This window comes from Nodularia chucula CCY0103 (assembly GCF_963923915.1).
In the GTDB taxonomy this organism is placed as follows: domain Bacteria; phylum Cyanobacteriota; class Cyanobacteriia; order Cyanobacteriales; family Nostocaceae; genus Nodularia; species Nodularia chucula.
Genome location: NZ_CAWUOL010000007.1, coordinates 36,752 through 49,444, shown reverse-complemented (window position 1 = coordinate 49,444; position 12,693 = coordinate 36,752). Strand labels below are relative to the sequence as shown.

At 42.2% G+C, this 12,693-nt stretch carries 16 protein-coding genes and 1 tRNA gene; 9 read left to right on the top strand and 8 right to left on the bottom strand.

Features of this window, described 5'->3' with window-relative positions; translation table 11 throughout:
* The first annotated feature begins 6 nt into the window (after positions 1-6).
* Complete coding sequence (locus ACM0OP_RS04090) at positions 7-384, top strand: GxxExxY protein (RefSeq protein ID WP_089090642.1); 378 nt, start codon at positions 7-9, stop codon at positions 382-384.
* A gap of 71 nt (positions 385-455) precedes the next feature.
* Here the strand turns inward: ACM0OP_RS04090 and ACM0OP_RS04085 are convergent, their stop codons facing one another.
* A complete protein-coding gene (locus ACM0OP_RS04085; RefSeq protein WP_414527113.1) occupies positions 456-1,685 on the bottom strand; it encodes a methionine gamma-lyase family protein in 1,230 nt (409 codons plus the stop codon).
* Positions 1,686-1,775: 90 nt separating this feature from the next.
* On the opposite strand from ACM0OP_RS04085, the gene ACM0OP_RS04080 reads away from it, so the two are divergent.
* The 4 genes from ACM0OP_RS04080 to ACM0OP_RS04065 all read left to right on the top strand — a co-directional run bounded on the left by ACM0OP_RS04080 (position 1,776) and on the right by ACM0OP_RS04065 (position 5,828).
* Positions 1,776-2,594: an acyl-CoA desaturase gene (locus tag ACM0OP_RS04080; RefSeq protein ID WP_414527112.1), complete on the top strand. Its 819-nt coding sequence runs from the start codon at positions 1,776-1,778 to the stop codon at positions 2,592-2,594.
* A 240-nt stretch (positions 2,595-2,834) separates the two neighbouring features.
* Positions 2,835-3,887, top strand: coding sequence for a fatty acid desaturase (locus ACM0OP_RS04075; RefSeq protein WP_414527111.1), 1,053 nt, complete (start codon positions 2,835-2,837; stop codon positions 3,885-3,887).
* A gap of 190 nt (positions 3,888-4,077) precedes the next feature.
* Entirely contained in the window at positions 4,078-5,148 is a 1,071-nt protein-coding gene (locus tag ACM0OP_RS04070; RefSeq protein ID WP_414527110.1) for a fatty acid desaturase, read from the top strand.
* A 125-nt stretch (positions 5,149-5,273) separates the two neighbouring features.
* On the top strand, positions 5,274-5,828 hold the full coding sequence (locus ACM0OP_RS04065; protein ID WP_414527109.1) for a Uma2 family endonuclease: 555 nt from the start codon (positions 5,274-5,276) through the stop codon (positions 5,826-5,828).
* 27 nt (positions 5,829-5,855) lie between these two features.
* On the opposite strand, the gene ACM0OP_RS04060 is transcribed toward ACM0OP_RS04065, so the two are convergent.
* The 7 genes from ACM0OP_RS04060 to csaB form a co-directional block, all read right to left on the bottom strand.
* Positions 5,856-6,317 (bottom strand): GNAT family N-acetyltransferase, encoded by a 462-nt coding sequence (locus tag ACM0OP_RS04060; protein WP_414527108.1) that lies wholly within the window; start codon positions 6,315-6,317, stop codon positions 5,856-5,858.
* A gap of 22 nt (positions 6,318-6,339) precedes the next feature.
* Positions 6,340-7,605 carry a glutamate-5-semialdehyde dehydrogenase gene (locus ACM0OP_RS04055; RefSeq protein ID WP_414527107.1) on the bottom strand — a complete coding sequence of 422 codons (1,266 nt, stop codon included), beginning with the start codon at positions 7,603-7,605 and terminating at the stop codon, positions 6,340-6,342.
* 4 nt (positions 7,606-7,609) lie between these two features.
* Positions 7,610-8,017, bottom strand: coding sequence for a hypothetical protein (locus ACM0OP_RS04050; RefSeq protein WP_414527106.1), 408 nt, complete (start codon positions 8,015-8,017; stop codon positions 7,610-7,612).
* Between the two features lie 250 nt (positions 8,018-8,267).
* A tRNA-Gly gene (locus tag ACM0OP_RS04045) sits at positions 8,268-8,339 on the bottom strand.
* Positions 8,340-8,434: 95 nt separating this feature from the next.
* Positions 8,435-9,013, bottom strand: coding sequence for a 6,7-dimethyl-8-ribityllumazine synthase (ribH, locus tag ACM0OP_RS04040; protein ID WP_414527105.1), 579 nt, complete (start codon positions 9,011-9,013; stop codon positions 8,435-8,437).
* A 163-nt stretch (positions 9,014-9,176) separates the two neighbouring features.
* A complete protein-coding gene (gene psbZ / locus ACM0OP_RS04035) occupies positions 9,177-9,365 on the bottom strand; it encodes a photosystem II reaction center protein PsbZ (protein ID WP_414527104.1) in 189 nt (62 codons plus the stop codon).
* 134 nt (positions 9,366-9,499) lie between these two features.
* Positions 9,500-10,555 carry a polysaccharide pyruvyl transferase CsaB gene (gene csaB / locus ACM0OP_RS04030; RefSeq protein WP_414527103.1) on the bottom strand — a complete coding sequence of 352 codons (1,056 nt, stop codon included), beginning with the start codon at positions 10,553-10,555 and terminating at the stop codon, positions 9,500-9,502.
* 26 nt (positions 10,556-10,581) lie between these two features.
* Here csaB and ACM0OP_RS04025 point away from each other — a divergent pair, with 26 nt between their 5' ends.
* The 4 genes from ACM0OP_RS04025 to ACM0OP_RS04010 all read left to right on the top strand — a co-directional run bounded on the left by ACM0OP_RS04025 (position 10,582) and on the right by ACM0OP_RS04010 (position 12,656).
* The gene (locus ACM0OP_RS04025; protein ID WP_414527102.1) at positions 10,582-10,929 is read left to right on the top strand and encodes a DUF2499 domain-containing protein; all 348 of its coding nucleotides are present in this window, start codon (positions 10,582-10,584) and stop codon (positions 10,927-10,929) included.
* The gene (locus ACM0OP_RS04020) at positions 10,926-11,219 is read left to right on the top strand and encodes a DUF3593 domain-containing protein (RefSeq protein ID WP_414527101.1); all 294 of its coding nucleotides are present in this window, start codon (positions 10,926-10,928) and stop codon (positions 11,217-11,219) included. The genes ACM0OP_RS04025 and ACM0OP_RS04020 overlap by 4 nt, the downstream gene beginning before the upstream one ends.
* Before the next feature lie 75 nt (positions 11,220-11,294).
* The gene (gene hisA / locus ACM0OP_RS04015) at positions 11,295-12,065 is read left to right on the top strand and encodes a 1-(5-phosphoribosyl)-5-[(5-phosphoribosylamino)methylideneamino]imidazole-4-carboxamide isomerase (RefSeq protein ID WP_323194950.1); all 771 of its coding nucleotides are present in this window, start codon (positions 11,295-11,297) and stop codon (positions 12,063-12,065) included.
* Positions 12,066-12,092: 27 nt separating this feature from the next.
* Positions 12,093-12,656: a hypothetical protein gene (locus ACM0OP_RS04010; protein WP_414527100.1), complete on the top strand. Its 564-nt coding sequence runs from the start codon at positions 12,093-12,095 to the stop codon at positions 12,654-12,656.
* The last annotated feature ends 37 nt before the right edge of the window (positions 12,657-12,693 follow it).

Sequence of the window (12,693 nt, the reverse complement as noted above, 5' to 3'; positions counted from 1 at the left end):
AGAATAATGACTGAGAATGAAATTGCTAAGGAGGTTGTTGATGCTGCGTATAAAATTCATACAAAGTTAGGTCCAGGACTCTTAGAATCTGTGTATGAGGCAGTTCTAACTTATGAATTGGAAAGTCGGGGATTATGGGTAGTTCGACAGCAACCAATTCCTGTAGTTTATGAGGGTATACGCTTACAGGAAGGCTTTCGTTCTGACCTCATTGTTGAAGACAAGGTAATTATTGAAATCAAATCCTTGGAAGCCGTTCATCCAGTACATAAAAAACAACTGATCACATACCTTCGCCTTGCCAACAAGCGCCTTGGTTTGCTCATCAACTTCGGTGAAGAACTGATTAAAGATGGCATAACAAGACTTGTTAACGGACTATAAAAATACATCACCTTAAGACGCAAAGAAACCCTTAATTCCTTTGCGTCTTTGCGCCTTTGCGCGAAACCTTCTTATCTCATCCCCACAGCATCCATCGCCGCTTCTAATGCGATCGCCACATGAGTCCAATGAGTCCCCCCCTGACAATAAACCACATAAGGCTCTCTTAAAGGTCCATCCGCCGAAAACTCCAAGGTACTCCCCTCAATAAACGTCCCCCCAGCCATCACTACTTGGCTCTCATACCCCGGTATCTCATCGGGAATAGGTTCCAGATAGGAACCCACAGGTGAATGCTGCTGAATCGCCTTACAGAAAGCAATTAACTTAGCAGCAGAACCCAATTTAATCGCCTGAATCACATCACCACGAGGTGCAAGGGGTGCGGGATTTACGGGATAACCCAATTTATCGAATACATAACCAGTTAAATGAGTGCCTTTCATCGCCTCCCCTACCATTTGAGGAGCTAAAAATAAGCCTTGGAATAGTAACCGATTTTGGTCAAATGTCGCACCACCATAACTCCCAATCCCAGGCGCAGTTAAACGACAAGCTGCTGCTTCTACTAAATCAGCGCGACCAGCAACATAACCGCCAGCTGTGACAATTGTCCCCCCAGGATTTTTAATTAATGACCCCGCTATTAAATCCACACCCACATCTGTAGGTTCTTTAGTTTCAATAAATTCGCCATAACAGTTATCTACAAAGCAGACGGTGTTGGGGTTTTGTTGTTTAACTAAATGAACGATTTTTTCTATATCGGCTATTGATAAACTTGGTCGCCAGGAGTAACCACAAGAGCGTTGGATTAATACTAAACGGGTATTTTCCGCGACGCTATGACTTAAAGTGTCCCAATCTATAGTTCCTTGGGGGGTTAACTCCAATTGGCGGTAATTTATGCCAAACTCAATAAGGGAGCCTTGACCTTTTCCCCGTAAACCAATTACTTCTTCAAGTGTATCGTAGGGAGAACCAACTACTGCTAACATTTCATCTCCAGGACGGAGAACACCAAATAAGCCGCAGGCGATCGCATGAGTTCCCGAAACAAACTGCACTCGCACAGCAGCAGCTTCAGCACCCATAACTTCCGCAAAAACTTTATCTAAAGTTTCTCGTCCTAGATCATCGTGACCATAACCACTCACACCAGCAAAATGATGTGCGCCTACACGGTGATTACGAAACCCATCTAAAACTTTTTTGAGATTATACTTGACCTGAGCGTCAATTCCAGAAAAAATCTCTACCAGTGCCTGTTCTGCTGCTCGCAGCTGTTCTAAACTGTTCATTAGTCCTTTTTTCACAAAAAATTAATTATTAGATATGCGGATTTTTCAATCACGCAGATTAAACTAGAAAATTTCAATTCGGGTTATTGCATGACAATTGCTACTTCAACTAAACTTCAAATTAACTGGGTAAATACCCTGTTTTTCGTAGCCCTGCACATCGGCGCTTTATTTGCTTTGCTTCCCAGTAACTTTAGCTGGAATGCCGTTGGTGTAGCTTTATTGCTTTACTGGATCACAGGCGGACTGGGTATTACTCTCGGATTTCACCGTCTGGTAACTCACCGCAGTTTTCAAACTCCTAAATGGCTAGAATATTTCTTTGTTTTATGCGGGAGTTTGGCCTGTCAAGGTGGTCCCATTGAGTGGATCGGAACACATCGGATTCATCATTTACATTCTGATACTGACCCAGATCCCCATGATTCCAATAAAGGTTTCTGGTGGAGTCACATGGGTTGGTTAATTTATCACTCTCCCTCTCACGCTGATGTTCCCCGTTTTACCAAAGACATTGCCGAAGACTCAGTTTATCAGTTTTTCCAAAAATATTTCATTTTGATTCAGGTGGCATTGGGTTTATTACTCATGTATCTGGGTGGCTGGTCTTTTGTGGTTTGGGGAATCTTTGTTCGCATTGTTTGGGTTTACCATTGCACCTGGCTGGTGAACAGCGCTACGCATAAATTTGGCTATCGCACTCATGATGCAGGCGATCGCTCCACAAACTGCTGGTGGGTCGCCGTGTTAGTATTCGGCGAAGGCTGGCACAATAACCACCATGCTTTCCAATACTCAGCTCGTCACGGACTGGAATGGTGGGAAATCGATTTAACTTGGATGACAATTCAACTGCTGCAACTATTCGGTCTAGCTACCAATGTCAAATTGGCAGAGAGAAAGCAGTAATTTCCCGGTTATTGTCTAATAGTGGATAAATTACAGAATTTATTCACTATTGGCGCAAAAGTAATTTCTACCAGCAACTAATAACCATTCCCCATCTCGGAAAATTATTTCTAATCACTATTTAATAGTGCGCTTGTGTAGCTTAGATTGCTATAATCCGAGACGCTAATGTTAAGAAACTTTGCGACCGGCTGCCTGATTGGTGGCTTGGGTGTAAAGCGTATTGTTTTGCAGGTTTTCATGACTACATCAACAATCAACAGCCAAAAATTAGGTGAAGACCTTGGTGATTCCAGCCTGAAACTCAAAGATATTATCAAAACCTTGCCAAAGGAATGTTTCCAGAAAAATCGCCGTAAGGCTTGGAGTCAAGCGCTTCTTAGTGTCTTAATGGTCGGTTTAGGCTACTTTTTTCTAGCAATTAGCCCTTGGTTTCTCTTACCCCTAGCCTGGATTTTTACAGGTACTGCTTTAACAGGTTTTTTTGTAATTGGCCATGATTGCGGTCATAGATCCTTTGCCAAACGTCGTTGGGTGAATGATTTAGTGGGACATATATTTATGGCTCCTTTAATTTACCCCTTTCACAGTTGGCGAATTAAGCATAATCATCACCATGCTCATACCAACAAATTGGATGAAGATAATGCTTGGCATCCCATTAGAACCCACGTGTTTGCGAATTGGACCCCCTTTAGACAGTCAGCTTTTGAAGGCTTCATGCGTAAGCGTCTGTGGTGGGTAGGTTCCATTGGACATTGGGCAGTAGTGCATTTTGATTGGCGGAAATTTAAAACCAAAGACCAATCAAGTGTGAAACTTTCCGTGGCTGTAGTAGTAGTATTTGCGGCGATCGCATTTCCGCTTTTAATTGCCACTACAGGTATTTGGGGATTTGTCAAGTTTTGGCTCTTACCCTGGATGGTTTACCATTTTTGGATGAGTACCTTCACCATCGTTCACCACACTGCGGCAGATGTTCCTTTCGACACAGCCAACAAGTGGAACGAAGCCTTAGCACAGCTATTTGGGACTATTCATTGTGATTATCCTCGGTGGGTGGAAATTTTCTGCCACGATATCAATGTTCATGTCCCTCATCATATTTCTACAGCTATTCCCTCTTATAATTTGCGGCTAGCTTACAGCAGCATCAAGGAAAATTGGCAACCTTATCTACATGATGAATGTCAGTTTTCTTGGTCTTTAATGAAGCAAATTACCAACCAATGTCAACTTTACAAAACCGATATTGGTTATGAGACTTTTGATGAATATTATGCAGGAAAATAAATAGTAGCCAAATTGCATGATTTTGGTTGCAAAAATACTTTATTATCCTGTAAATTAACTAGATTCTGGTAATTCTTTATCTACCGCAATTCTGGGGTGAATTACCAGAGATTATCTGCTTGAGTATTAGTCAAGGCTGATACTAGACATATGTGAAAACAATCCGATTTATATCCCCCAAAATAATCAAGTGCAATCCAACACCATCGCTTTCAACAATCCTGATGACTGTGAACCCTCCGAAGAAATCACTAAACTTCCCTTTACTCTTCAGGATTTGAAAGCTGCAATACCTGCTGAATGCTTTCAGCCAAATGTGACAAAATCCCTATTTTATTTCTTTCGTGACATCCTGATTATTGGACTGCTGTATGCAGTGGCTAATTACTTAGATTCTTGGTATTTTTGGCCTGTATTCTGGGTGATGCAAGGAACAATGTTTTGGGCTTTGTTTGTCGTCGGACATGACTGTGGACACCAATCTTTTTCTAAGCATAAATGGCTGAATGATTTGATTGGACATTTATCACACACACCGATATTAGTTCCTTATCATGGTTGGCGAATTAGCCACAGAACTCACCACAAAAATACTGGCAACATTGATAATGATGAAAGCTGGTATCCTGTGTCAGAATCGCAGTATAAGGAAATGCCATTAGCCCAAAAGATAGGCAGATATTATGTTTTTCTTTTGGCTTATCCAGTGTATTTATTCAAGCGTTCTCCTGGAAAAGAAGGTTCTCACTTTTCACCCAGTAGCCCACTTTTTAAGTCTTCAGAAAAATGGGATATCTTGACTAGCACTGCGCTTTGGATTGGGATGGTAGCTTTACTGGGTTTCTTCACCTTTCAATGGGGTTGGATGTGGTTATTGAAATACTACGCTATGCCCTACATTGTGTTTGTGATTTGGTTAGATTTGGTGACATTTTTACATCATACAGAGCCGGGTATTCCTTGGTATCGTGGAGAAGATTGGACTTTTCTCAAAGGTGCAATTTCTAGTGTTGATCGGGACTACGGTTTTATCAATCACATTCATCATGATATCGGTACTCATGTTGCTCACCATATTTTCCTCAATATGCCTCACTACAATTTGTTAAAGGCGACTGAGGCGATTAAACCAATTATGGGTGAATATTTCCACGAGTCTAAAGAGCCAGTTTGGAAGTCTTTATGGCGTTCTGCTATTAGCTGTAAGTTTGTCCCCGATAGTGGCGGTCAGGTTTATTACACTTCTGATAATCAGAAATAAGTGAATATACGTTACTGCAATATATATGAAGTCCGCCTGTGCGGGCTTTTTTTTCGCCCAGAGGCGCAGAGGAAAATCAGGACTATTTGGGTTAATATGGGGGTGAACTATATCTGAAAAGTTCTATGACTTTCACTATTGAAGATGTAGACAGACTACAACAAAAGCTACAAGAAGATGAACAGGACTACCAAATAGAACTGCAAGAGGGAAATATTCTAGTTATGGGTCCATCGGATATTGAGTCTAGTGAAATTGGCGCTGAGTTTATCAGGTTATTAGGTAATTGGATAAAACCTCGTAAACTTGGGCGGATATTTGACTCAAGTGGTGGGTTTATTATGCCAAATACCGATTTACGCGCGCCTGATGTTTCTTTTGTGGCTGCGGCTAGATTAAAACGCACGGTGAGAGATTTCGGTCAATTAGTACCTGATTTGGTTGTAGAAATAAAATCAAAAACCGATAGAGTTTCTAAGTTAGAAGATAAAGTTAAGTTATTTTTAGAGTTAGGTGCAAGGGTAGGAATATTAATTAATCCTGATGAATTATCTGTGAGTGTATATCGTCCTAATGGTGATGTTGCAGTTTTAACAGGTGAGGATAAGTTAACTGTTAATGAGTTATTTCCTGGTTGGGAAGTTGCTGTTTCTGAATTATGGCCACCTGTATTTGAATGATTAAATTCACTAGGAATTTTTCTTAAACTAAACAAGGTGTTTTTCTAAGAAAACACTCAACGGATCTGCTTTATAATCTCCAAATGGAGGTACTTTAAAAAATCCCACATTTTCATAAAGTCCAATGGCTTCTGGTTGATAGATACCTGTTTCTATACGCACTGTGTAAATGTTTGCGTTTTTTGCGGTTACTTCTATCTGATTAAGAATTTTTTTGCCAATTCCCTTTCCACGAAAGGCTGGTTTAGTATACATTCGCTTCACTTCAACGTAACTCTGTGGAAAAAACTTCAAAGCCCCACAGCCAACTGGCTGATTGTCTAATCTGGCAAGAAAAATAATTACGGATTTATGAAGTAGAGCAGAAATATCAAGACCGTGATTACTCTCAGGAGGATAAATCTCTGCTAAATAATTGTCAAGTTCTCTAATTAGTTCCTGAATAGCAGAACAAGTCAGATTTTCAGGGGTAATTACTAATTTTGCCATGTTAATTTAATATTTCTCCCTACTAAAACCGTCCATTCCCTTGAACTATGTGTTTTGCTGTGGTTAAAGTTTCTAAACTAATAAATCCCCGGCGGTGTCCTTTTTGGTTAGACATACCGAGAAATACTGAGTCTCCCCGTGAAGGGTTGCGAGAAAACTTGGGGGAAGTGTTGATGTAGGTAGAGGCGCTGTTAACTCCTAACGCAAACTGGCGACTTTCTTGATAGGATTCTGTAACTATGCAGTCAGCATGACCGCTACTATGTTGATTAATCCAAGCGATCGCATCTTCTAAACTATCTACCAGTTTAAAGGCTACTGTCTTGGTTAAATAAGAGTTTCCCCATTCACCTGATTTTACTAGCTGCAAGTGCGGAAAGGCTTCTACTAGTTCCTCATCTCCTTTGATTTCAAAGCCTTTTTCTGTCAAACTGTTCCACAGAGCTGCTAAGGATGATGGCAAGGCTTGGCGATGAACTAAGACTTTTTCAATGGCGTTTACTTGGTCTGGTTCGCTCTCATGGCTATCGGTAATCATCCAGCGTACCATGTCTAAGCTGCTATTCGCTGACCAGTAAAGGTAACAGTTGCCCATTGCTGATTTTAATACCGGACAGGTTGATTGTCGCATCACTTGCTGGACTAAGCTAGAACGTCCGTAGGGTAATACTAAATTTACATATTTGTCTTGGGTGACTAAATCTCGAATGGAAGCACCATGTTCTGCGGTAATCAGTTCCACGCACCCAGAGGGTAAACCTACTTCCTCAATGACATTTTGCAAAACGTTGGCGATCGCCTCGTTGGAATGACTCGCTTCTGTACTACCCTTAAGGATAATACTATTACCAGTTTTAATACATAAACCAGCTGCGATCGCGCCTAAATCTGGAAAGGCTTCATAGACAAAGGCAATTACTCCCAATGGCATTAACTGAGTGTAACTCTGGGAGTCTTCCAATTGATAGTCAGCGTTTCTGACTCGCCGTAAAGGATCGGAAATTTCCCCCAACCTTTGCAGCACTTCTACTGCTGCTTCTAACCGAGTCGGAGTCAGCTTTAACCAATCTAAAATTAACTCTGGTACAGCCATTTCTTTGCTGGCTTCTAAATCCAAAGTGTTAGCTTCTAAAATGTCGTCAAAGGCATTTTCCAGCGCCTTTGCCATTGCTAAGACAGCGCGACTCCGGTCTACACCTTTGGTAAAACCCAACTTCAGGGAAGCTTGATAAGCGCGTTGTGCGCTGGTAATTGGTTCGGGGGAATCGTCTAAAACTTCAACAGTCATTGAATTAACGTCTGTAAGTAAGCCAGACCATCAGTGCTGGTAGAGTAGCCAACAGCACCGCCACTATTGCCCAAGCAATAATGCTGGAACCATTTGCCAATCTCAGTGCTAATGGCAACCATATAATCACTAGCACGAAAATCACGCCTAGCGCTACAGGTAAATAGCTTTCTCCCAACCGAGTTGGGACAATGCGCCAATTATTTCCCATCCAGTGCCAAGTTCGCTTGTAGGGATAAGTGGTGGAAAGCTGTTCTAGGACATGACCATTATCTTCTACTACAAAGATTTGTTGACAGCGATCGCAACCAAAAGCTTCTGTTAGTGTAATCGGAATTAGCTGTCCTTTGCGACGGCAGGGACACGGATATTCCGTATTCAAATCGATTTTTTCGTGTTTTTGAGATGGCACAAGCGTTTCTATTAACTTGAGCGTGTTTTTTAATCTTCTGCGAGAATACCGTTCCTCAAAATATTGAGGTTCAATTACTCACTTTAATACCCAGGAGATGCTAAATTATGCTTTGCCTGATTATATTTAATCACCAGATTAAATCCAGTGTAATACACCCATTTAGCTCAAATTGGCTACACCCTAAAAAATTATAGTCAAGCTGTTAACTCTTAGAGTTCGTTTTAACTTGGACTTTAAACTTTTTGAAAGCGGGTAACGCGATTCGAACGCGCGACATTCACCTTGGCAAGGTGACGCTCTACCACTGAGCTATACCCGCGATTTCCATGATGTATCTATCTTCTCAGATATATTTTCATTTGTCAACCCCTAATTTAAAGTGCTGAGTCAATAACTCAGCACATAGCAGTAGCCTCACCCTAGTTCTTCTGGCTCCGAGGAGAAATTACCTACTTTTGTATCTGCAAAAGATGCTGGCAAAGCTTGGGCGTTGCGAGTATATGACTCGCTGAGGTTAGAGCGTAACTGTCGCATCAGGCTAGCCATTTCTAGGGCGTTCATGGCATAATCCCAACCATGATTACCTTTAATCCCTGCCCGTTCTAAGGCTTGCTGCATGGTATCCACTGTCAAAATGCCAAAAATCACCGGCACACCAGTTTGAAAGCTAGCGGCAGCAATGCCTTTAGAAACTTCAGCCGATACATAATCAAAATGGGGCGTTTGTCCTTTAATCACCGCACCCAGACAAATTACTGCATCATAACGACGGGAAAGGGCTAGTTGGCGGGCTACCAAAGGCACTTCAAAACATCCAGGAACCCAAACATAGTCTACCTGACTCCCGTGGGGGTCTGGATCTACGCCGTGGCGTTTCAAGCAATCTTGACAACCCTCTAGCAGTTTCCCCGTAACTAGGTCATTAAACCGACCGATAACCACTGCTAAGTGCAAAGGTTCCGTTTGAGCAAAAGTCCCCTCAAAAACTGCCATGACTGCCTCTTAATCAACTATACTTTTCTGACCAATATACATTTCTTAATTTAGATGCTGAAGAGCAGAAGAGTACATTTAAGTGAATAGAACAAGAAAATCAAAAAACCCTGTTCTGGCTCTCCTGCTCCGTAATTATGCTATTTTCGCAGAATGCGATCGCTTAAACTACAAAAAAGTTTAATACACCGACTAATAGCACCAAAGCAATCCACACTCCAGAACCAAGCCAGAGCAGTTTTTTCGATTCCACCCAATTTTGTGGGGTAGCATAGGCAACAGGAACCCCTACTACCAAAACAAAAGATGTGAGAACTAGAGATATCAAAGCGAACTGAAATACTAAAATCATTTTTCCTTCTCTCAAACTAGCGCAAATACTAAATCTAGAATATCGTGAACGGGGACACCAAGGGAGTGTATGGGGAGTGTGGGAGGTGTGGGAGGTGTGGGAAGTGTGGGAGGTGTGCGGGAGAAGAACACGTCCTAGTCTTTACTAAGAGCCAAATTATTTAAAATATCTTTGTGCAAGAAGGCGCGATTTACTAAAGACTGAATTTGGTCAGATGATAGGGGGTTTCCATTAACATAGTGTTCCAGCCAAGTCTTGCTAATGAGATTGGAGTCATCTGGTAAACTCGCTAAATCCCATCCTGGCATTTGTAAATCTTCCATTAAACGATTAACTTTGGGGTCATAACTGAGGGCAAAACAACGACAACCTTCAGCCGCAGCCATAATTAAACTGTGCAGACGCATTCCAATTGCCATTTCTACACCCTGATAGACACCTTTTAAGAGTTGCGGGTCTTCTAGCATCAGGATTTTACTGACATCCGGTAATTGGGGTTGAATAGCTTGGGCGATCGCTAAATCTTCACTTTTTTGAAATGGCAATAGCAAAATAAAGGCTTGGGTCGCTTTCTGAAAGTCTACTAAAGCACGGGTGAAATTAGCTAACCGATGTTCTGTCAGTTGGGGATGATTTCTCAAATTCACTGCTACTCTGGGGGTTGGTAAATCTGCAAGTTCTGGTACTGGCTGACTTTTTAAAGCCCACACTGGGTCAGGCGCAAGCACACAAGGAATTTGCCAATCCGCTAATAAAGCAGCACTCACGCGATCGCGCACACTAACTTTGCTACAATATCCGAAGGAGTGCTGTGCCAACCAGCGAGTTTGGGGACGCACTAAGGGGCCGATACCTTGCGCCCAAGCTACAGTTTTTAAACCCATTTTCTCAGCCAATACCATCAACCCGCCATAATAAAATGGACTTATAGTGCTGGTGACATCTTGAATTAAACTCCCACCGCCCCAGATGAAAACATCGCAAGAACGCAAAGCCCGTAATACAGGTAAAATAGCCATGCGATCGTGAGCTTCTACATGATAGCGATCGCGCGTTTCCTCTGGATTACCAGAAAGCACCACAGGGGTGACATGAGATGGTAGCATTTGCAAAAGCGTTGCCAATAAAGCTTCATCACCACCATTACCCTTACCGTAATACCCAGACAATAACGCTCGTATCTTTGCCATTTTGGATTTGGAATTTTAAATTACTTATGCACGCCCTTTCTATTCCCACCTGGATTATTCACGTTTCTAGCGTTATTGAGTGGATTGTTGCCATTTGGTTAATTTGGACTTATGGCGAACTCACTGGCAATCGTACATGGTGGGGATTATCTTTGGCCATGTTACCAGCTTTAGTTAGTGCTATGTGTGCCTGTACCTGGCATTATTTCGATAATCCAGCATCTTTAGAATGGTTGGTAACACTGCAAGCTGCTATGACCTTAATTGGTAATTTTACACTTTGGGCAGCTGCGGTATTCATTTGGCGTTCCACTAAAGCAGAAGACACCACAACTGAGACGATTAAACCTGAACCTATCGAATCAAAGTCATGATATCCAAAGAAACCCTATTTGCAGTTTCCTTATTTCCCTACTTGGGTTTCTTGTGGTTTATTAGCCGCAGTCCCCAAATGCCCAGGATCGCCCTCTATGGATTTTATGGGACTCTGGTATTTGTTGCCATTACCATCCCCGCCGCCATTTACGCCGAATTGAATTATGGCGTTTCCTTGGCTGATGTAGATTGGTTACACGGGGGCGCAGAAATGTTTTTAACCTTTGCTAACATTCTGCTGGTGGTGGGTTTCGCCCAAGCTATTAGGGAGTTAAAAATGAAAAATTAAACGCGGATAAATTTAGATGTTTAATTATTTGAGTTGACTTTTTTTAGTTTTTGTCGTAAAGGGAATAAATAAAAAATGGAAGTAATCCCAGCAATTGACTTATTAGAAGGACGCTGTGTCAGATTGTATCAAGGAGACTATGAGCGATCGCAAGTTTTTAGCGAAAACCCAGTAGACATAGCTAAACAGTGGGTAGACCAAGGTGCTACCAGATTACATTTAGTAGATTTAGATGGTGCGAAAGCCGGGAAAGTAGTAAATTTAAAAGCAATTGCTGCGATCGCCGAAGCAGTGACAGTACCCATAGAAATTGGTGGGGGATTACGCGATCGCACCAGCATTCAACAAGTATTTAACTTAGGCGTACAGTGGGCAATTCTCGGTACAATAGCCGTAGAACAACCGCAACTAGTACAAACACTCTGTGAAGAATTTCCGGGAAAGATTATCATAGGTATAGATGCCCGTAACGGACTAGTAGCCACTCGTGGTTGGTTAGAAACCTCCGAAATCTTAGCCACTCAACTAGCCGTACAAATGCAAGAACTTGGCGCAGCAGCCATCATCTACACAGATATCCATCGTGATGGCACACTCATCGGCCCCAACCTCGAAGCCCTCAGAGAACTAGCAGCGACAATATCCATTCCCATCATAGCCTCTGGCGGAGTCAGTTCCGTCACCGACCTATTGAGTCTCTTAGGCTTAGAAACCCAAGGAGTCACAGGCGTAATCGTTGGTCGCGCCTTATACACAGGGGATATTGCACTCAGAGAAGCACTCAACGCCATTGGGCCTGGACGTATCCAAGACATTCCCCCCAACATCGACTCCAGCTTTGCTTAACTAAAAAATTCACCCCGTAATTTAGCCGTGACAGCAACATCAACCCCCAACATAACCTCAGTCTTCCATCTATCTCCCTTAATTCGGGTGACACTACTGAGCTTATATATAGCACTCACAGTCCCCCTACCTTTTCTATCCCAAGTCACAGCCTCACCCATCCAGCCACAATTATTATGGATAGGAATCAGCATCGGCTTTGTGGGTTTATATGCGGTGTTGACAGAAAGAGTCATAGTAGACGACCAAAGAATCCAAGTAACTTATCCCATCTGGGTTCCTAAATTCTTTCGTAAAGGTTGGACATTACCCTGGTTAGATATCAAAGAATTAAAACCCCGTTCCACAGGTCAAGGGGGATTAGTTTATTATTTTCTCAGTCAGGATGGCAAAGCCTACCTATTACCCATGCGTGTAGCCGGATTTTCTCGACTAGTAAAAATAGTAGAAACCAAAACCGGCATCGACACCACAGACGTTCGCACCTTAGCCCAACCCTGGATGTACTTCATCCTATTAGGATTCACCCTATTATTATTATTAGTAGATGCCTGGACAATCACCACAGCATTAGGAATGTCTCAGACCTAAATTAAGCAAACATACCATTTCTTTCTTCTTCCTTTGT